Annotated in this window: 16 protein-coding genes and 1 tRNA gene; 15 read left to right on the top strand and 2 right to left on the bottom strand. The window is 72.2% G+C overall.

Going from position 1 to position 20,099, the window contains the following annotated elements:
* The first annotated feature begins 106 nt into the window (after positions 1-106).
* From OKJ99_RS10700 to OKJ99_RS10665, 8 genes are all read left to right on the top strand, one after another.
* Positions 107-1,270 (top strand): uroporphyrinogen-III synthase, encoded by a 1,164-nt coding sequence (locus OKJ99_RS10700; RefSeq protein WP_326015655.1) that lies wholly within the window; start codon positions 107-109, stop codon positions 1,268-1,270.
* A 171-nt stretch (positions 1,271-1,441) separates the two neighbouring features.
* A complete protein-coding gene (locus tag OKJ99_RS10695; protein ID WP_326015654.1) occupies positions 1,442-1,984 on the top strand; it encodes a GNAT family N-acetyltransferase in 543 nt (180 codons plus the stop codon).
* Between the two features lie 65 nt (positions 1,985-2,049).
* Positions 2,050-2,658 (top strand): CGNR zinc finger domain-containing protein, encoded by a 609-nt coding sequence (locus OKJ99_RS10690; RefSeq protein ID WP_326015653.1) that lies wholly within the window; start codon positions 2,050-2,052, stop codon positions 2,656-2,658.
* Positions 2,659-2,867: 209 nt separating this feature from the next.
* Complete coding sequence (locus OKJ99_RS10685) at positions 2,868-3,473, top strand: sigma-70 family RNA polymerase sigma factor (RefSeq protein ID WP_326015651.1); 606 nt, start codon at positions 2,868-2,870, stop codon at positions 3,471-3,473.
* Positions 3,470-4,285: an anti-sigma factor family protein gene (locus OKJ99_RS10680; protein ID WP_326015650.1), complete on the top strand. Its 816-nt coding sequence runs from the start codon at positions 3,470-3,472 to the stop codon at positions 4,283-4,285. The genes OKJ99_RS10685 and OKJ99_RS10680 overlap by 4 nt, the downstream gene beginning before the upstream one ends.
* Before the next feature lie 81 nt (positions 4,286-4,366).
* Entirely contained in the window at positions 4,367-6,760 is a 2,394-nt protein-coding gene (locus tag OKJ99_RS10675) for a HelD family protein (protein ID WP_407700667.1), read from the top strand.
* A 337-nt stretch (positions 6,761-7,097) separates the two neighbouring features.
* Positions 7,098-8,531 (top strand): NAD-dependent malic enzyme, encoded by a 1,434-nt coding sequence (locus OKJ99_RS10670; RefSeq protein WP_326015648.1) that lies wholly within the window; start codon positions 7,098-7,100, stop codon positions 8,529-8,531.
* Positions 8,532-8,828: 297 nt separating this feature from the next.
* The gene (locus OKJ99_RS10665; RefSeq protein ID WP_016645140.1) at positions 8,829-9,110 is read left to right on the top strand and encodes an HU family DNA-binding protein; all 282 of its coding nucleotides are present in this window, start codon (positions 8,829-8,831) and stop codon (positions 9,108-9,110) included.
* Positions 9,111-9,181: 71 nt separating this feature from the next.
* Here OKJ99_RS10665 and murA read toward each other — a convergent pair whose 3' ends face one another.
* Positions 9,182-10,522: a UDP-N-acetylglucosamine 1-carboxyvinyltransferase gene (gene murA, locus OKJ99_RS10660; protein ID WP_326015647.1), complete on the bottom strand. Its 1,341-nt coding sequence runs from the start codon at positions 10,520-10,522 to the stop codon at positions 9,182-9,184.
* A gap of 249 nt (positions 10,523-10,771) precedes the next feature.
* Here murA and OKJ99_RS10655 point away from each other — a divergent pair, with 249 nt between their 5' ends.
* From OKJ99_RS10655 to OKJ99_RS10630, 6 genes are all read left to right on the top strand, one after another.
* Positions 10,772-11,341, top strand: coding sequence for a YqgE/AlgH family protein (locus tag OKJ99_RS10655; RefSeq protein ID WP_326015645.1), 570 nt, complete (start codon positions 10,772-10,774; stop codon positions 11,339-11,341).
* A 42-nt stretch (positions 11,342-11,383) separates the two neighbouring features.
* Complete coding sequence (locus OKJ99_RS10650; RefSeq protein WP_326015644.1) at positions 11,384-11,683, top strand: DUF3039 domain-containing protein; 300 nt, start codon at positions 11,384-11,386, stop codon at positions 11,681-11,683.
* Between the two features lie 127 nt (positions 11,684-11,810).
* Complete coding sequence (locus tag OKJ99_RS10645) at positions 11,811-13,433, top strand: beta-N-acetylhexosaminidase (RefSeq protein WP_326015643.1); 1,623 nt, start codon at positions 11,811-11,813, stop codon at positions 13,431-13,433.
* A 310-nt stretch (positions 13,434-13,743) separates the two neighbouring features.
* The gene (locus OKJ99_RS10640; protein WP_326015641.1) at positions 13,744-14,643 is read left to right on the top strand and encodes an FAD binding domain-containing protein; all 900 of its coding nucleotides are present in this window, start codon (positions 13,744-13,746) and stop codon (positions 14,641-14,643) included.
* A 137-nt stretch (positions 14,644-14,780) separates the two neighbouring features.
* Positions 14,781-15,908 carry a (2Fe-2S)-binding protein gene (locus OKJ99_RS10635; protein WP_407700670.1) on the top strand — a complete coding sequence of 376 codons (1,128 nt, stop codon included), beginning with the start codon at positions 14,781-14,783 and terminating at the stop codon, positions 15,906-15,908.
* A complete protein-coding gene (locus OKJ99_RS10630; protein WP_326015638.1) occupies positions 15,905-18,214 on the top strand; it encodes a xanthine dehydrogenase family protein molybdopterin-binding subunit in 2,310 nt (769 codons plus the stop codon). The genes OKJ99_RS10635 and OKJ99_RS10630 overlap by 4 nt, the downstream gene beginning before the upstream one ends.
* 63 nt (positions 18,215-18,277) lie before the next feature.
* Here OKJ99_RS10630 and OKJ99_RS10625 read toward each other — a convergent pair.
* Positions 18,278-18,352: transfer RNA gene (locus OKJ99_RS10625), tRNA-Cys, on the bottom strand.
* 173 nt (positions 18,353-18,525) lie between these two features.
* Between OKJ99_RS10625 and OKJ99_RS10620 the strand changes: the two genes are divergently transcribed.
* The gene (locus tag OKJ99_RS10620; protein WP_326015636.1) at positions 18,526-19,974 is read left to right on the top strand and encodes an MFS transporter; all 1,449 of its coding nucleotides are present in this window, start codon (positions 18,526-18,528) and stop codon (positions 19,972-19,974) included.
* Positions 19,975-20,099: the final 125 nt, after the last annotated feature.

The raw sequence follows: 20,099 nt of genomic DNA, 5'->3' as shown, positions 1-20,099 counted from the left end.
TACGCAATAACGTTGATCCGGGTCCGACACGGAGCGTTGACAGGCTCGGACGACGCACCGGTGCACCCGGTGCACGGAAGAAACGTCGAGCGGGGCGAGAACCAGCATGGACGAGGAACAGCAGGCCACGAGGCCGGAGCAGGCCCACGGGCCGCTCGCGGGCTTCACCGTGGGCGTGACCGCGGCGCGCCGCGCCGACGAACTGGGCGCGCTGCTCCAGCGGCGCGGCGCCCAGGTGCTGCACGCGCCCGCCCTGCGCATCGTTCCGCTCGCGGACGACAGCGAACTCCTCGTCGCCACCAAGGAGTTGATCGACCAGGCGCCGGACGTGGTGATCGCCACCACCGCCATCGGCTTCCGCGGCTGGGTCGAGGCCGCCGACGGCTGGGGCCTGGGCGAGGACCTGCTCGGACGCCTGCGCGGCGTCGAGCTCCTCGCGCGCGGCCCGAAGGTCAAGGGCGCGGTGCGCGCGGCCGGCCTCACCGAGGAGTGGTCGCCGTCGTCCGAGTCGATGGCCGAGGTCCTGGAGCGGCTGCTCGACGAGGGCGTCGAGGGACGGCGCATCGCGGTGCAGTTGCACGGCGAACCGCTCCCCGGTTTCGTCGAGGCGCTGCGCGAGGCGGGCGGCGAAGTGGTCGGCGTGCCCGTCTACCGCTGGCTCCCGCCGCAGGACATCGGGCCGGTCGACCGCCTCCTCGACGCCACGGTGTCGGGCGGAGTGGACGCGCTGACGTTCACCTCGGCCCCCGCGGCGACGGCGCTGTTGCGCCGCGCGGAGGAGCGGGGCCTTACGGCGGAACTGCTCGCGGCCCTGCACCACGACGTGCTCGCGGCGTGCGTCGGCCCGGTCACGGCGGTGCCGCTGCAGGTGCACGGCGTGGACACGGTGCAGCCCGAGCGCTTCCGGCTCGGCCCCCTGGTGCAGCTGCTGTGCAAGGAACTGCCGACGCGTGCGCGTACGTTGCCGATCGCGGGCCACCAGATGCAGATCCGCGGGCAGGCCGTGGTCGTGGACGACGAGCTGCGCCCGGTGCCGCCCGCGGGCATGTCGCTGCTGCGCTCCCTCGCGCGCCGCCCCGGCTGGGTGGTGTCCCGCGCGGAGCTGCTGCGCGCGCTGCCGGGCGCGGGCCGCGACGAGCACGCGGTGGAGACGGCGATGGCCCGGCTCAGGTCGTCGCTCGGGACGCCGAAGCTGATCCAGACCGTGGTCAAGCGGGGGTACCGGCTGGCCCTTGACCCGGCGGCGGACGCGAAGTACGCGGACGCGTGACCCTCTTAAGCCCCTGCGGCGATTGAGCAGCGGGGTCCGGGGCGGAGCCCCGCGAGCGAGCGCCGGACGGGGCGAAAGATTGGGGCTCTGCCCCATACCCCGCTCCTCAATCGCCGGAGGGGCTTAATCTGCTCAATCGCCGCAGGGGCTATAAGTGGTTACCGTACGACGATGCTGATCAGTCCCGACATAGAACTTCGCCGCGCCGTCCCCCAGGACGCGGAGCGCCTCGCCGATGCCGTGATCCGCAACCGTGAGTTCATGGAGCCCTGGGAGCCGTACCGGCCCGAGGAGTACTACACGGCGCGGGAGCAGGCCGAGCGGATCGCCGAGCCCGGCGGGGCGATGTGGCTGCTGTTCGACCGGGCCGCCGACGACCGCGTGGTCGGCCGCGCCGCCCTCAACGGCATCCACCTCGGCCCCCTGTGCAGCGCCAACCTCGGCTACTGGGTGGACGCGGACCATCGGGGCCGCGGCCTGATCCCCGCCGCCGTCGAGGAGATCTGCCGCGCGGCCCGCGACGAACTGGGCCTGCACCGCATCGAGGCGGGCACGCTCACGGACAACGAGGCGTCCCAGCGCGTGCTCGCCAAATGCGGCTTCGTCCGGTACGGGATCGCGCCCAAGTTCCTCCACATCAACGGGGATTGGCGCGACCACGTCCTCTTCCAGCGCATCCTGCACGATGACCCGCCGGCGTACGGGCGGCCCTGACCCATCAACCCCCGTTCCGGCAGCGGGGGTTCCGGCCGTGCCCGTGGGCGGGCACTGTAGAGGGCATGGCAGCAGTACCCACAGGGCCCCACCCGACTGCCCCTCCCCCCTACGAGTTGCGCTTCGACTCAGGCCGCCTCTGCCTGGACCTCGTCGCCACCGCGCACCCCGACGAACGCCTCACGAGCCCCGACCTGCTGCGCGCCTGGCTGGTCGGCGCGGGGCTCGTCCCGGCCGCCGCCGCGCTGGCCGACCGCTCGCCCGCCTGGCTCGCCGCCTTCCGTGAACTGCGCGGCCACATCGCCCAGTTGGTGCGCGGCGAACTCTTCGGCCGCCCGGTCCCCGCCGCCCTGGAACGGGTCAACCTGCTCGCCCGCGCGGCCCCTCCCGCACCCTGCGCCGTACGCACGGCCGACGGCACCCTCGTACGCTCCCTGCACATCGAACCCGGCTGCCCGGCCCTGCTCGCGGCGGTCGCGCGAGACGCCATCGACCTCCTCACCGACCCGACGGTGCGCGGCGCCCTGCGCCAGTGCGAGGGCGACAACTGCCCCATCATCTACCTGGACATGTCGCGCGGCCGCAGGCGCCGTTGGTGCTCCAGCGAGGTGTGCGGCAACAGGGAGCGGGTGGCCAGACACCGGCGTAGAGCTGCGGCTCTGGCCAGGGCGTGAGTGCTGGCGCGCGCCGGTTGTCGCGGCGGTCGGGGGCCGGTCCGGCGGCATTTGCGGCCGGGGGTCCGGGGGTTGCCCCCGGGGGGATGCAGCGCCAGACACCGGCGTAGAGCGGCGGCTCTGGCCAGGGCGTGAGTGGTGTTCCGTAACTCCCTTTGAACATCCGTGAGTTCGTCTGCGTATCCCTCCCGTGAGCCCAGCCGAGAGACATGGCCGAACAGGGGACACCGGAGGTAGGCGTGCGCAAGGATTCCGCCGTGGCCGATGAACGCCCGCCCGGGGCCCGACATCGCGCTCCCCGGCCCCCCGAGCCGGACGAGGAGTTGATGCGCGCGCTCTACGCCGAGCACGCACGGCCGCTTCTGGCCTATGTGCTCCGTTTGGTGGCGGGGGACCGGCAGCGCGCGGAGGATGTCGTACAGGAGACGCTCATCCGTGCCTGGAAGAACGCCGGCCAGCTCAACCGAGCGACCGGTTCGGTACGCCCCTGGCTGGTGACGGTCGCCCGGCGCATCGTCATCGACGGCCACCGCAGTCGGCAGGCCCGGCCGCAGGAGGTCGACCCGTCGCCGCTGGAGGTCATCCCCGCGGAGGACGAGATCGACAAGGCGCTGTGGCTGATGACCCTTTCCGACGCCCTGGAGGACTTGACCCCGGCCCACCGGGAAGTACTCGTGGAGACGTACTTCAAAGGACGTACGGTCAACGAGGCGGCCGAGACGCTCGGCATCCCCAGCGGCACGGTGCGCTCGCGGGTCTTCTACGCGCTGCGCTCGATGAAGCTGGCGTTGGAGGAGCGGGGGGTGACGGCATGACGACGGGCCACGGATCGTACGGTTCCTTCGGCCATGAGCCGGCGGGCGACGTGCACGAGACCGTCGGCGCCTACGCGTTGGGCATCCTCGACGACTTCGAGGCGAGCGCGTTCGAGGCACACCTGGCGACGTGCGTGCGGTGCGCGCGGAACCTGGAGGAGTTCGCGGGCATGGAGCCGATGCTCGCCGCCCTCGCCGACCTGCCGGCCGAGCGCGGCGCACCGCGCGAGCCGACCCCGCAGATCGGCGACTCCCTCGCGGCCCGCCCGAGCCCCCGCCTCGCGGAGTCCCTCGCCGACGAACTGGGACGCCGCCGCGCGCACAAGCGCAGGCGCGGCCTCTTCCTGGTCGCGGCCGCCGCGGCCCTGATCATCGGCGGCCCGCTGACGGTGCTGGCGGTGACGGACGACGGCGGGAGCAACAACGTCGCGGAGCCGCACTCCACCAGCCCCGCCAAGGACGCCTTCTTCCACCACATGTCGGACAAGGTGAAGGCCACCGACGCCAAGACGAACGTCACCGCGACGATCGGCATGGAGAAGAAGGCCTGGGGCACCCACACGGTCCTGGAACTGAAGAACGTCAAGGGCCCGCTGAAGTGCTCACTCGTCGCGGTCGGCAAGAACGGCGAGCGCGAGACGGTCACCACCTGGGCCGTCCCCAAATGGGGCTACGGCATCGACAGCAGTACGAACGCGAATGCGAAGCAGCCTCTGTACGTGCACGGGGGCGCGGCCTTCGACCGGGGCCAGATCGACCACTTCGAGGTCGAGACGCTGGACGGAAAGCGGCTCGTGGAGGTGAACGCCTGACCACACGGGCGCCGCACGTAGCCCTACGGGCCCCCCTTCGCGTACCTTTGACGGCTGCCCAGCACGTCAGAAGGGGGCCCGGTGGCCGCTCAGGCTCCGCACGATTCAGCGGTGAAATCGGATTCGAACCCAGGTCGGGACGAGGCCGCGGATTCGGTCCGCGACCGCGAGCTCGGTGTCGAACAGAATCATCTCGACGCCGTCTACCGACGCCTCGAGGAGAAGATCCACGAGGCCGAGTTCCTGATGGAGGACGCCACCAAGCGCGGCCAGGTCGGCACGCCCGGAGCGCTCGCCGAGCGCGACGCGCAGGTCTTCCGCGCGGGCATCCACCTCAACCGCCTCAACAACGAGTTCGAGGACTTCCTCTTCGGCCGTATCGACCTGCTCCAGGGCAAGGACGGCAAGAAGGGCCCGGACGGCGCGTACACGGCGCTCGAGCCGGCCGACGGCACCGTCCGGGAGGACAACACGGCCGACATCGCCGAGACGCTGCACATCGGCCGTATCGGCGTGCTCGACGCGGACTACTCGCCGCTCGTCATCGACTGGCGCGCCCCGGCCGCCGCCCCCTTCTACCGCTCCACGCCGGTCGACCCCGGCCGGGTGGTGCGGCGCCGCGTCATCCGCTCCAAGGGCCGCAAGGTGCTCGGTGTCGAGGACGACCTGATGCGTCCGGAGCTGACCGCGTACCTGGACGGCGAGCGGCTGCCCGCGATCGGTGACGGCGCGCTGATGGCCGCCCTCGGCCAGGCCCGCAGCCACTCGATGCGCGACATCGTCGCCTCCATCCAGGCCGAGCAGGACCAGGTCATCCGGGCCCCCGCCGCGTCCGTGACCTACGTCGAGGGTGGCCCGGGTACCGGCAAGACGGCGGTGGCGCTGCACCGCGCCGCGTACCTGCTGTACCAGGACAGGCGCCGCTACTCGGGCGGCATCCTGATCGTCTCGCCGACGCCGCTCCTGGTCGCCTACACCGAGGGCGTGCTGCCCTCGCTCGGCGAGGAGGGCCAGGTCGCGATCCGCGCGGTCGGCTCGCTGGTCGACGGCGCGGAGGCCACGGTCTACGACTCCCCGGCGGTGGCCCGGGTCAAGGGCTCGTCGCGGATGCTGCGGGTGCTGCGGAAGGCGGCACGCGGCGCACTGGAGTCGGGACGCCCGGGGCGGTCCGCCGTCCAGGAGCAGCTCGCGTTCGGCGACGACGACGAGCCCGAGGCCGGTCCTACGGAGACCCCGACACGCCTGCGTGTCGTCGCCTTCGGCCGCCGCCTCGAGCTGGACGCGGACCGGCTGAACCGGATCCGGCAGTCCGCCCTCGGCGGCACCGCCCCCGTCAACCACCTGCGCCCGCGCGCCCGCAAGCTGCTCCTCGACGCGCTCTGGGACCAGTCGGGCGCCGGAAGCCGGCACTCCGACCCCGAGCTGGCGGCCGAGCTGCGCTCCTCCTTCGACGAGGACGTCACGAGCGAGGACGAGTTCCTCCGCTTCCTCGACGCGTGGTGGCCGGAGCTGACGCCCCGCGCGGTCCTGTCCGCCATGTCCGACGAGCGGCGCCTGGGCCGCTGGGCCCGCCGCATCCTCAACCCCGGCGAGATCCGCAGGCTCGCCAGGTCGCTGCGCCGTGACGCCCTCTCGGTCCACGACGTCGCCCTGCTCGACGAGTTGACCGCCGTCCTCGGCGCCCCGGCCCGCCCGAAGAAGCGGCGCGAGTACGACCCGCTCGACCAGCTCACCGGCCTGGAAGAGCTGATGCCGCAGCGCGAGGAGTCCCAGCGCGAGCGCGCCGAGCGCCTCGCCCAGGAGCGCACCGAGTACGCGCACGTCATCGTCGACGAGGCGCAGGACCTCACGCCGATGCAGTGGCGGATGGTCGGCCGCCGCGGCCGGCACGCGACGTGGACGATCGTCGGCGACCCCGCCCAGTCCTCGTGGTCCGACCCGGACGAGGCGGGCGCCGCCCGCGACGAGGCCCTCGGCTCCCGGCCCCGCCGCCACTTCACGCTAACCGTGAACTATCGCAACCCGTCCGAGATCGCCGAGCTGGCAGCGAAGGTCCTGGCGCTCGCGATGCCCGGCTCCGAGTCCCCATCGGCGGTCCGCTCGACGGGTATTCAGCCGCGCTTCGAGGTTGTACGGGAGAAGGCCGCGGACACCGTCAGGGCCGAGGCGGCCCGGCTCCTGGAGCAGGTCGACGGCACCGTCGGCGTGGTCGTGGCGATGAATCGCAGGGACGAGGCGGCCCGCTGGCTCTCCGGGCTCGGCGAGCGCGTCGTGGCGCTCGGCTCCCTGGAGGCCAAGGGTCTGGAGTACGACGCCACGATCGTGGTCTCCCCGGCCGAGATCGCCGACGAGTCCCCGGCGGGCCTACGCGTCCTGTACGTCGCCCTGACCCGCGCCACGCAGCAGCTCACGGTGGTCTCCGGAGAACGCGACGAACCGGACGGGAACGGGGTGCCGGACCTGCTCCGCGACTGACCCTTGCCCCTGCAGTCTCCGGTGTTACCGTTGATGACGGCACCGGCTCGATCCAAGCCCCCGGGCCCAACCATCGTCCCTTAGAGGGACCACTTGCCGCGAGGCGAGCATGGCGGGTCGGTGTCATGAATGTGAGGCGAGGCCCACGTCACTTCCGTGACGTGGGCCTCGTTCTGTTCCCTCTTCCCGTTTCCCCCTGCTTCTCGTATGGTGGAAACTACTTTCCAAAAGACGAATGAACGTTAGCTTCAAAACCCGATGCGACTACCACGTACTCACCGGTAGGTGGGACCATCGGACAGCAACAGCTACACGGTGAAAGCAGAGGAAGTCGGCCATGGCAACGGCGCCCAGCGTCTCCTACTCGATGACGGTCCGGTTGGAGGTCCCCGCGGGCGGTAACGCCGTCTCGCAGCTGACCACCGCCGTGGAGTCCTCCGGCGGCTCGGTGACCGGCCTCGACGTCACCGCTTCCGGTCACGAGAAGCTCCGGATCGACGTCACGATCGCGGCCACGTCGACGTCCCACGCGGACGAGATCGTCGAAGAGCTCCGCGGCATCGAGGGCGTCACGCTCGGGAAGGTCTCCGACCGTACGTTCCTCATGCACCTCGGCGGCAAGATCGAGATGCAGTCCAAGCACCCCATCCGCAACCGTGACGACCTGTCCATGGTCTACACGCCGGGCGTGGCCCGCGTGTGCATGGCGATCGCGGAGAACCCCGAGGACGCCCGGCGTCTGACCATCAAGCGCAACACCGTCGCGGTCGTCACCGACGGCTCCGCGGTGCTCGGCCTCGGCAACATCGGCCCGATGGCCGCCATGCCGGTCATGGAGGGCAAGGCGGCCCTCTTCAAGCGCTTCGCCGACATCGACGCGTGGCCGATCTGCCTGGACACCCAGGACACCGACGCCATCGTCCAGATCGTCAAGGCCATCGCCCCCGGCTTCGCGGGCATCAACCTCGAGGACATCTCGGCGCCCCGCTGCTTCGAGATCGAGGCCCGGCTGCGTGAGGCCCTGGACATCCCGGTCTTCCACGACGACCAGCACGGCACCGCGATCGTGGTGCTCGCCGCGCTGACCAACGCGCTGCGGGTGGCGGGCAAGGACATGGGCGACATCCGCGTCGTCATGTCGGGCGCCGGTGCCGCCGGTACGGCCATCCTCAAGCTGCTGCTCGCGGCGGGCGTCAAGAACGCCGTCGTGGCCGACATCCACGGTGTCGTGCACGCGGGCCGCGAGGACCTGAAGGACGCCGACAGCGACTCGCCGCTGCGCTGGATCGCCGACAACACCAACCCCGAGGGCCTGACCGGCACGCTGAAGGAAGCGGTCGTCGGCGCGGACGTGTTCATCGGCGTCTCGGCCCCGAACGTGCTGAACGGCGACGACGTGGCCGCGATGGCCGAGGGTGCCATCGTGTTCGCGCTCGCGAACCCGGACCCGGAGGTCGACCCGGCGATCGCCCGCCAGACGGCGGCGGTCGTGGCCACGGGCCGCTCCGACTTCCCGAACCAGATCAACAACGTGCTGGTCTTCCCCGGCGTCTTCCGCGGCCTGCTCGACGCCCAGTCGCGCACGGTCAACACGGAGATGATGCTGGCGGCCGCGAAGGCCCTGGCCGACGTGGTCACCGAGGACGAACTTAACCCGAACTACATCATTCCGAGCGTCTTCAACGACAAGGTCGCTGGAGCCGTCGCGGGCGCCGTCCGCGACGCCGCGAAAGCAGCCGGAGTGGCTGTGACAGGGGCCACGACCGCCTGATTACCGGCGCGTCGCGGTTTACGGGGCCCGCGGGCCCCATAGGCTGGCCGGGAAACAGGCCCCCGGCCCGCCCCTGCAACCGGTGCGGTGGCTCTTTCCGTGTGACCCCAAGGGGTGCCGGATTGGCTTTACCGCCGTGGGTAGGGGCAGGATGCCTCTTCAGGCGCAAGGGTCTGGACGACGGACCCGGGTCCTGGGCCTGACCGAGACCCTGGCAGCATCAACTTTGCTGTTGCCCAACACGCGGCCTGGCCGCGTGGCACGCCTCAACGGCAAGAAGAACACGGGAGTACAAACATGAACCGCAGTGAGCTGGTGGCCGCGCTGGCCGACCGCGCCGAGGTGACTCGCAAGGACGCCGACGCCGTGCTGGCCGCGTTCGCCGAGACCGTCGGCGAGATCGTTGCCAAGGGCGACGAGAAGGTCACCATCCCCGGCTTCCTGACCTTCGAGCGCACCCACCGTGCCGCTCGCACCGCTCGTAACCCGCAGACCGGCGAGCCGATCAACATCCCGGCCGGCTACAGCGTGAAGGTCTCCGCGGGCTCGAAGCTCAAGGAAGCCGCCAAGGGTAAGTAAGTCCTAGGCGCAAGAACGGCCTCCCGGATTCTTCCGGGAGGCCGTTCTTTTTGCTTTTAGGGGCGCGGCGGCTAGCCGAGTGCCTTGCCGGGAAGCTCGACCTTCGCGCCGAGCTCCACGAGCTTCTCCATGAAGTTCTCGTAGCCGCGGTTGATCAGGTCGATCCCGTGGACACGGCTCGTGCCCTGGGCCGCCAGCGCCGCGATCAGGTACGAGAAGCCGCCGCGGAGGTCGGGGATGACCAGGTCGGCGCCCTCCAGCTTCGTGGGCCCCGAGACGACCGCCGAGTGCAGGAAGTTGCGCTGCCCGAAGCGACAGTTGGAACCGCCGAGGCACTCGCGGTAGAGCTGGATGTGCGCGCCCATCTGGTTCAGCGCGGACGTGAAGCCGAGGCGCGACTCGTAGACCGTCTCGTGGACGATCGAGAGGCCCGTGGCCTGCGTGAGCGCCACGACCAGCGGCTGCTGCCAGTCCGTCTGGAAGCCGGGGTGGACGTCCGTCTCCAGCGCGATCGACTTCAGCTGGCCGCCGGGGTGCCAGAAGCGGATGCCGTCGTCGTCGATCTCGAAGGCGCCGCCGACCTTCCGGTACGTGTTGAGGAACGTCATCATCGAGCGCTGCTGTGCGCCGCGGACGTAGATGTCGCCGTGCGTGGCGAGCGCCGCCGACGCCCAGGAGGCCGCCTCCAGGCGGTCCGAGAGGGCGCGGTGCGTGTAGCCGCCGAGCTTGTCCACGCCGGTGACGCGGATGGTGCGGTCGGTGTCCATCGCGATGATCGCGCCCATTTTCTGCAGGACGCAGATCAGGTCCTCGATCTCCGGCTCCACGGCCGCGTTCGAGAGCTCCGTGACGCCCTCGGCGAGGACGGCCGTGAGCAGGACCTGCTCGGTGGCGCCCACGGAGGGGTAGGGGAGGCGGATCTTCGTGCCGCGCAGGCGCTGCGGGGCCTCCAGGTACTGGCCGTCCGCCCGCTTCTCGATCGTCGCGCCGAACTGGCGGAGCACCTCGAAGTGGAAGTCGACGGGACGGCCGCCGATGTCGCAGCCGCCGAGGCCCGGGATGAAGGCGTGGCCGATGCGGTGCAGCAGCGGGCCGCACAGCAGGATCGGGATGCGGGAGGAGCCCGCGTGCGCGTCGATGTCGGCCACGTTCGCCGACTCCACGTGCGAGGGGTCCATCACCAGCTCGCCCGGTTCCTCACCGGGGCCGACCGTCACGCCGTGCAGCTGCAGCAGGCCGCGTACGACGCGTACGTCGCGGATGTCCGGGACATTGCGCAGCCGACTCGGCGCACTGCCGAGGATCGCCGCGACCATGGCCTTGGGCACGAGGTTCTTCGCGCCGCGGACACGGATCTCGCCCTCAAGCGGGGTTCCGCCGTGGACAAGGAGGACATCGTCGGTGACGGTCATGAATCTCGCGTTCCGAAGAGAAGGGCAGGGCCAGGCTCAAGGGTAAGGGGGGTCGGCCCGATATTCGTATGCCCGTGGGGGCCAGGGAGCGTCATGAGTTCGCTACAACACGAAGCGCGCCGACGAAAGCACAAAGCGTGACGGTTTTGTGAAGTGCGCATCTTCCACTTCCCCGCGCCCTGAGCTGCGTTCACGCGGTTGTTGCGCTTGGCTCCCCCTACGGCGCCCGGATGCGGGATCATGTCACGCATGACCGAGGTGTCCTCGCTCACAGGGCGGCTGCTCGTGGCCACACCCGCCCTCGCGGACCCGAATTTCGACCGGGCGGTCGTGCTGCTCCTCGACCACGACGAGGAGGGCTCGCTCGGCGTCGTGCTGAACCGGCCGACGCCGGTGGACGTCGGAGACATCCTGGAGGGCTGGGGCGATCTGGCCGGCGAGCCGGGTGTCGTGTTCCAGGGCGGCCCGGTCTCGCTCGACTCGGCGCTCGGCGTCGCGGTCATCCCCGGCGACGACGAGCGGGAGGCGCCCCTCGGCTGGCGCCGGGTGCACGGGGCGATCGGCCTCGTCGACCTGGAGGCCCCGCCGGAGCTGCTCGCGGCGGCGCTCGGCTCCCTGCGGATCTTCGCCGGCTACGCGGGCTGGGGCCCGGGTCAGCTGGAGGACGAACTGACCGAGGGCGCCTGGTACGTCGTCGAGTCGGAGCCGGGGGACGTCTCGGCGACCCGGCCCGAGGGGCTGTGGCGCGCGGTCCTGCGGCGCCAGCGCGGCGAACTGGCGATGGTGGCCACGTATCCGGACGATCCCTCGCTCAACTGACCTCGTTCCGGCACGGGGCGGGCTTAAGTACCCTTGGCGGTTATGAGCACTCTTGAGCCCGAGCGCGGGACAGGTACGGGGACCCTCGTAGAGCCGACGCCACAGACGTCGAGTGGCGACGGCGATCACGAGCGCTACGCCCACTACGTCCAGAAGGACAAGATCATGGCGAGCGCGCTGGACGGCACGCCCGTCGTCGCGCTCTGCGGCAAGGTGTGGGTGCCGGGCCGTGACCCGAAGAAGTACCCCGTGTGTCCCATGTGCAAGGAGATCTACGAGTCCATGGGCGCCGGCGGCGACAAGGACAAGGGCGGCAAGGACGGCGGCGGCAAGGACAAGTAGGCGGCCCCTCCTCTCCTTTCCCGGTGAGCCTTCCCGGTGACCCCGGGTGTGCGGTGACGCATGCCCGGGGTCTCGCGTGTCCGCCCCACCATTGCGCGAATTGGTCCAGTCCTCTTAGCCTCCCGGCATGGATCTCATCCCCGCACCCGGTCGGCTGACGCGCTCGGGGGAAGGCCGCCACACGTTCGGTGACCGCACCGGCATCGCCGCGGGGGAGGGGACCCAGGGCACCGCGCGCTGGCTGCGCGCGACACTCGGCGCGGCGACCGGTCTCGCCCTGCCGCCCAAGGCCGACGCCGCCGACGCCGCCGACGACGCCGTCGTCCTGCGCATCGACGCCTCCCTCGAACCGGAGGGCTACCGGCTGCGCGTGACGGACGCGGGCGTCACGATCGAGGGCGGATCCGCGGCAGGCGTCTTCTGGGGCGCCCAGACGCTGCGTCAACTCCTGGGCCCCGACGCCTATCGCCGCGCGCCCCTGCCCGGGCGCGCCTGGACCGTCCCGCACGTCACCGTCGACGACGCGCCCCGCTTCCGCTGGCGCGGCATGATGCTCGACGTCGCCCGGCACTTCACGCCGAAGGCCGGAGTGCTGCGCCAACTCGACCTGATGGCCGCCCACAAGCTCAACGTCCTGCACTTCCACCTCACCGACGACCAGGGCTGGCGCGTCGAGATCAAGCGCCATCCGAAGCTGACGGAGTCCGCCTCCTGGCGGTCACGGACGAAATTCGGCCACCGGGCCTCGGAGTTGTGGGAGGACAAGCCGCACGGCGGTTTCTACACCCAGGACGACATCCGCGAAATCGTCGCCTACGCCGACGCGCTGCATATCGCGGTCGTCCCCGAGATCGACCTGCCGGGCCACTCGCAGGCCGCCATCCACGCGTATCCGGAACTCGGCAACAGTGATGTCGTCGACACGTCTTCCCTCCCCGTCTGGGACACCTGGGGCGTCAATCCGAACGTACTCGCCCCCACTGACACCACCCTCCGCTTCTACGAGGGCGTCTTCGAGGAACTCCTCGACCTGTTCCCGTCGACCTTCATCCACGTAGGGGGCGACGAGTGCCCCAAGGACCAGTGGAGGCAGTCGCCCACCGCCCAGGCCCGCATCAAGGAACTGGGGTTGGCCGACGAGGACGAGCTCCAGTCCTGGTTCATCCGGCACTTCGACACCTGGCTCGGCGCGCGCGGCCGGCGCCTCGTCGGCTGGGACGAGATCCTCGAAGGCGGCCTCGCGCCCGGTGCCACGGTCTCCTCCTGGCGCGGCTACGAGGGCGGCATCACCGCGGCGAGGGCGGGCCACGACGTCGTCATGTGCCCCGAGCAGCAGGTCTACTTGAACTACCGCCAGGCGCCCGGGGACGAGGAACCGGTCCCCATCGGCTACGTACGGACCCTGGAGAACGTCTACCGCTTCGAACCGGTCCCCCCGCAGCTGAGCGAGCAGGAGGCGCGGCACGTCCTCGGCGCGCAGGCCAACGTGTGGACCGAGGTGACGGAGGACGAGCAGCGCCTCGACTACCAGGTGTATCCGCGGCTTTCCGCCTTCAGCGAGGTCGCGTGGAGCGAGCTGCCCGAACCCGGCGCGCGGGACTTCGCGGACTTCGAGCGCCGAATGGCCGCGCACTACCGGCGACTTGACGCCCTGGGCGTCGGCTACCGGCCGCCGGGCGGCCCGTTGCCCTGGCAGCGGCGACCGGGAGTGCTCGGACGTCCCTTCGAAGGGGAACCCCCGAACGTGTGAGCTTGTGCGGCGGCGACGGCTGCCCGTCACCGCGCACCTCACCTCATACGTAGGCGCAGAGTGCCAATTCGCCCCCACCGGTGATCTGGTGCGATATCGGTCATCCGTGAGGTGGAAGGGGCGAATGCCTCCTACCGGACCCCCTCTCCGGGCCGGAAGGAAGATGTGCCAGAGTTGCCACCTCCGGCCTGTCAGCACGTACCGTACGGCGGAACAGGCGTAACGGCGGGAACGGCGGTCACGCGCGGACCACGCGGGGACCGGAGCCGTTGCCAGGCACGCGGCCGGACATCGGGAAGGGGCAGCCGGTTTGACCACGCACGCACCGCAGGCGACGACACAGGCCGCGGTACTTCCGGGTTCGCTGGACGAGGCCGTCGCGGCGCTCGCCGCCATGCCCGCCGCCGTACCGGTGGCCGGAGGCACGGACCTCATGGCCCAGGTCAACGCGGGTGGACTGCGCCCTGCCGCCCTCATCGGGCTCGGCCGGATCAGCGAGATCCGCGGCTGGCAGTACCAGGACGGGAACGCGCTGCTCGGCGCGGGCCTCACCCACGCGCGCATCGGCCGCCCCGACTTCGCCGCGCTGATCCCCGGCCTCGCCGCCGCCGCGCGGGCCGCGGGACCGCCCCAGATCCGCAACGCCGCCACGCTCGGCGGCAACATCGCGTCCGGCGCCCCCGCGGGCGACACGCTGCCCGTACTGGCCGCGCTGGAAGCCACGTTGATCATCGCGGGACCGGGCGGCGCGAGACGCGAAGTGCCGGTCTCGCACCTGCTGGCCGGCATGGAGATGCTCGCCCCCGGCGAGCTGATCGGCTTCGTGCGCGTGCCCCTGCTGCACGCGCCGCAGGTCTTCCTGAAGGCGACCGGGCGTACCGGCCCGGGGCGCGCCATGGCCTCCGTCGCGCTCGTCCTCGACCCGGCGCGGCGCGGCGTGCGCTGCGCCGTCGGGGCCATCGCGCCGATGCCGCTGCGGCCCCTGGAGGCCGAGCAGTGGGTGGCCTCGCTCATCGACTGGGACGGCAATCGCGGCGCCCTCGTGCCGGAGGCCGTGCACGCCTTCGGTGAATACGTCGCCGCGGCCTGCGTCCCCGACCCGGACCCCGCCCCGGACGGCACGCAACAGCAGCTGCCGCCCGCCGTACTGCATCTGCGTCGCACCGTCGCCGTGCTGGCCCGACGTGCACTTGGGAGGGCGCTGTCGTGACGAACGAGTACCCCGGACCCGACGGCTGGGAGCCGGTACCCCAGGGCGAGTACGACTCCGACGCCACGGCCTTCGTGCAACTGCCCCCCGAGGGCTTCCCGGACGCGGCGCCGCTGGAGGCGCCGGGCCACGGCTATGTGCCGCCGCCGATAACGGTGAGCCCGGCCACGGGTGCCGCCGCGACCGACCCCGCGGCGACCGGCGTGTGGGTGCTGCCGGAGAACCTGGTCGGTCCGGGGGCGGGTGCCTCCGGCGGTGGGGTGGAGTCCGTTGCGGCCGACCCCGTGGAGCAGGCGCCTCACCATGGGCAGACCGGGCAGTGGTCCGTCCCGCTGGCCGAAGGGGAACTTCCGGACGAATCGGGTGAGTTCACCGCCTCCGTGGTGGCGGGTCAGCAGTGGGGTGGGCACACGCCGCCCGCGACGCTGCCGGGCGGTGCGGCCGCGCCGTGGGCGCAGCCCGAGGTCCAGGAGCCTTCGGTCGACCGCCCGGAGCAGCCGACCGAGCCTGCGCCGCAGGGCTCCGCCCCGGACCCCGCGGCCTCTCGTCCAAGTGCGGGGCTTGAATTGCCGGACCCTGCGCCCGAGGTCGAGGCCGACGGTGCTCCGGAGGAGCCGGAGGACGAGGCTCCCGCCCACCCCCCGCTCCACGACAACCACCCCCTGGCCAGCTACGTCCTGCGGGTCAACGGCGCGGACCGCCCCGTCACGGACGCCTGGATCGGCGAGTCGCTGCTGTACGTGCTGCGCGAGCGCCTCGGGCTCGCGGGCGCCAAGGACGGCTGCTCACAGGGCGAGTGCGGCGCGTGCAACGTACAGGTGGACGGCCGCCTCGTGGCCTCCTGCCTGGTGCCGGCGGCGACCACCGCGGGCAGTGAGGTCCGTACGGTCGAGGGCCTCGCCACCGACGGCCGCCCCTCCGACGTGCAGCGGGCGCTGGCCGGGTGCGGTGCGGTGCAGTGCGGCTTCTGCGTCCCCGGCATGGCGATGACGGCGCACGACCTCCTGGAGGGCAACCCGAACCCGACCGCCCTGGAGACCCGCCAGGCGCTGTGCGGCAACCTGTGCCGCTGCTCCGGATACCGGGGCGTCGTGGACGCGGTGCGCCAGGTGGCCGACGAGCGGCGGGCGGCGGCGGACGCCGCCACCGAGGCCCCGTCGGCCGAGGGCGGCGCGGAGGAGCGGCTGATCCCGCGCCAGGCGGGCCCGTTGGCGACCGAGGGCATCCAGAACCCGCAGGACTTCCAGGACGGAGGCCAGGCATGACGAACGAGACGGCCACGCCCTCCTCGGCACCCGCCACCCCGGAAGCGCAGAGCTTCCCGCACGGCCTCGGTATGTCGCTCCCCTCGGAGGAGGCGCACGCCAAGGCGGAGGGCACGTTCCCGTACGCCGCCGACCTGTGGGCCGAGGGCCTGCTCTGGGCGTCGATCCTGCGCTCCCCGCACGCACACGCGCGCGTGGTGAGCATCGACACCAGCCACGCGCGCGAGATGCCCGGCGTCCTCGCGGTCGTCACGCACGAGGACGTCCCCGGCGGCCCGTTGTCCGGACACCGCGCGTCGGACCGCCCGATGTTCGCCTCCGAAGTGGTGCGCCACCACGGAGAGGCGCTCGCGGCCGTGGCGGCCGACCACCCGGACACGGCGCGCATGGCCGCGGCCGCGATCGTCGTCGAGTACGAGGTCCTCGACCCGGTCACGGACCCCGAGCAGTCCTTCGGCGCGGAGCCCCTGCACCCCGACGGCAACCTGATCCGCCACATCCCGCTCCAGCACGGCGACGCCGAGGCGACGGGCGAGGTCATCGTCGAGGGCCTCTACCGCATCGGCCGCCAGGACCCGGCGCCGATCGGCGCGGAGGCAGGCCTCGCGGTGCCGCGCCCCGACGGCGGCGTCGAGCTCTACATCGCCTCCACCGACCCGCACGGCGACCGCGACCTCGCGGCGGCCCGCTACGGCCTGGAGCGCGAGCGCGTGAAGGTCGTCGTCACCGGCGTGCCCGGCGCGACGGCCGACCGGGAGGACCCGAGCTTCCACCTCCCGCTGGGCCTGCTCGCCCTGCACACCGGCTGCCCGGTCAAGCTGGCGGCGTCCCGCGAGGAGTCCTTCCTCGGCCACCCGCACCGGCACCCCACCCTCCTGCGCTACCGCCACCACGCGGACGCCGAAGGCCGGTTGGTCAAGGTGGAGGCCCAGATCCTGCTGGACGCGGGCGCGTACGCGGACACGTCGTCCGACGCGCTCGCGGCGGCGGTGTCCTTCGCCTGCGGCCCCTACGTGGTGCCGCACGCCTCCATCGAGGGCTGGGCGGTACGGACGAACAACCCGCCCTCGGGACACGTACGGGGAGAGGGCGCGCTCCAGGTCTGCGCCGCGTACGAGGCGCAGATGGACAAGCTCGCGAAGAAGCTGGGCGTCGACCCGGCCGAACTGCGGCTGCGCAATGTCCTGGCGACCGGCGACATCCTCCCGACGGGGCAGACGGTGACGTGCCCGGCGCCCGTGGCCGAACTGCTGTCCTCCGTAAGGGACTTCCCGCTCCCGCCGCTTCCCAAGGACACGCCGGAGGGGGACTGGCTGCTCCCCGGTGGGCCCGAGGGTGTCGGTGAACCGGCCGCGGTCCGCCGCGGCGTCGGCTACGGCATCGGCATGGTGCACATGCTGGGCGCGGAGGGCACGGACGAGGTCTCCACGGCCACGGTGAAGGTCCAGGGCGGCGTCGCGACGGTCATCTGTGCCGCGGTGGAGACGGGCCAGGGCTTCGCCACGCTCGCCCGCCAGATCGTCCAGGAGACGCTCGGCATCGAGGAAGTCCACGTGGCGCCGGTCGACACGGACCAGCCGCCGGCGGGCCCCGGTTGCCGGGGCCGGAACACGTGGGTGTCGGGCGGAGCGGTGGAGCGGGCGGCCAAGATGGTCCGCACCCAGCTCCTCCAGCCCCTGGCGCACAAGTTCGGCATGTCCACGGAGCTGCTGCAGATCGCCGACGGCAAGATCACGTCGTACGACGGCGTGCTCTCGACGACCGTCGAAGAGGCCATGGACGGCAAGGAGTTGTGGGCCACCGCCCAGTGCCGCCCGCACCCGACCGAACCGCTGGACGCCACAGGGCAGGGCGACGCCTTCGTCGGCATGGCCTTCTGCGCGATCCGCGCGGTGGTGGACGTGGACGTGGAGCTCGGCTCGGTGCGCGTGGTCGAACTCGCGGTCGCCCAGGACGTCGGCCGGATCCTCAACCCCGCCCAGCTCGCGGCCCGCATCGAAGCGGGCGTCACCCAGGGCGTGGGCGCGGCCCTCACGGAGAACCTCCGCACCCCGAAGGGCATCGTCCGCCGCCCCGACCTGACCGGCTACGCCCTGCCCACCTCGCTCGACGCCCCCGACATCCACATCGTCAACCTGGTCGAGGAGCGCGACGTGGTCGCCCCCTTCGGCGCGAAGTCCGCGAGCGCGGCGCCGGTGGTCGCGTCCCCGGCGGCGGTCGCCTCGGCGGTCCGCGCGGCGACGGGCCGCCCGGTCAACCGGCTGCCGATCAGGCCGCAGGCGGCGGTGGCGGAGCCGACCGGCTGAGCTCGGTGACACTCCAGGCACGACGAAGGGGCGCCCCGCGGAAAGCGGGGCGCCCCTTCGTCGTGGAGGCCGTGACCGGAATCGAACCGGCGTGCTTCGCTTTGCAGGCGAATCCCTCAGCCACTCGGGCACACGGCCAAGCGCTGCCCAAGCTACGTGCCCGCGATCACGCCACTCAAGGGCTCCCGGCGCCCCGCAACACGACTGCCACACGCCGTTCATGACGCGCCCGGACCTACGACCAAGGGACCACCGGCGGACCCTCCTTCGGACAGGCGCCAGGGCCCCGAACGCCCCTTACTCTGAACCGCATGGCCGCCCTCGAAGACGTCAGTGACGACGCCCCCGCCCGCACCGTCCTCTCCGAGACCGAAGGTGTCCTCGGCCGCACCTATCGCGCGCTCAGCATCGGCATCGTCACCGTCGTGCTGCTCATCGCCTTCGAGGCGACCGCCGTGGGGACCGCGATGCCCGTCGCCGCGCGGGAGTTGGACGGGGTGTCGCTGTACGCGTTCGCGTTCTCTGGCTTCTTCACGACGAGCCTGTTCGGGATGGTGCTCGCCGGGCAGTGGGCCGACCGGAGCGGGCCCCTCGGACCCGTCACCGCCGGGATCGGGGCCTTCGCCGCGGGGCTGCTGCTCGCCGGGACCGCGGGCAGCATGTGGATGTTCATCGCCGGACGGGCCGTGCAGGGGCTCGGCGGCGGCCTCGTGATCGTCGGGCTCTACGTCGTGGTCAGCCGCGCCTACCCGGAGCGGCTGCGGCCCGCGATCATGGCGGCGTTCGCGGCGAGCTGGGTCGTGCCGTCGATCGTCGGGCCGCTGGCGGCCGGGGCCGTGACCGAGCAGCTCGGCTGGCGATGGGTGTTCCTCGGGATTCCCGTGCTCGTCGTGCTGCCGCTCGCGCTCGCCCTTCCCGAGGTGCGCCGCCGGGCCGGCGGACCGCCCGACGGCGCCGCCCCCGCCGCCTTCGACCGGCGCCGGATCCGGCTCGCCCTCGGCATCTCGGCCGGCGCCGGGCTGCTCCAGTACGCCGCCCAGGACCTGCGGCCGCTGTCCCTGCTCCCCGCCGCCGTCGGCGTCGCCCTCCTCGTGCCGTCCGTGCTCGGGCTGCTGCCCCGCGGCACCTACCGGGCCGCGCGCGGGCTGCCGTCCGTGGTGCTGCTGCGCGGGATCTCGGCGGGGTCGTTCATCGCGGCCGAGTCCTTCGTGCCGCTGATGCTGGTGACGCAGCGGGGCCTCAGCCCCACGCTCGCCGGGTTCTCGCTCGCCGCGGGCGGCGGCACCTGGGCGCTGGGCTCGTGGCTGCAGTCCCGGCCGCGGGTCGAGCCGTACCGGGAGCGGCTCGTCGCCTGGGGCATGGTGCTGGTCGCCGCGGCCGTCGCCGCGGCGCCGAGCGTGCTGATCCCGGCCGTGCCCGTGTGGACCGTGGCCGTCGCCTGGGCCTTCGGCTGCCTGGGGATGGGACTCGTGATCTCGTCCACGTCCGTGCTGCTGCTCCAGCTGTCCGCGCCCGAGGAGGCGGGGACGAATTCCGCCGCGCTCCAGATCTCCGACGGGCTCTCCAACGCGCTGCTGCTCGCCGCGGGCGGTGCCGCCTTCGCGGCGCTCGGCGGGGGAGCGGTGGGGGCGGCCGGGCACGGCGCCGCGCAGGGGGCCGGGGGCTCGCATCCGGCCGCGTTCGCCGCCGTGTTCCTGCCGATGGCGGCCGTCGCGCTCGTGGGCGTGTGGGTGGCCTCGCGGCTGCGTGCGCAGCGGTGACGTACCCCTGACTCCCCGTAGAAGTCGACGCGCCGGGACGCCAGTTGATCTGTGACACACGTCCCAACCACGCCGCCCCCGGCCTCGCCCGGCGCGCCCGTCAACCTCGGCACCGGTAGGGTGGC

Origin of the sequence: Streptomyces endophyticus, assembly GCF_035798155.1 — a bacterium.
Taxonomy (GTDB): Bacteria; Actinomycetota; Actinomycetes; order Streptomycetales; family Streptomycetaceae; genus Streptomyces; species Streptomyces endophyticus.
Note: the sequence above shows the minus strand (reverse complement) of the source record. Positions and strands in the feature narration are given on the sequence as shown.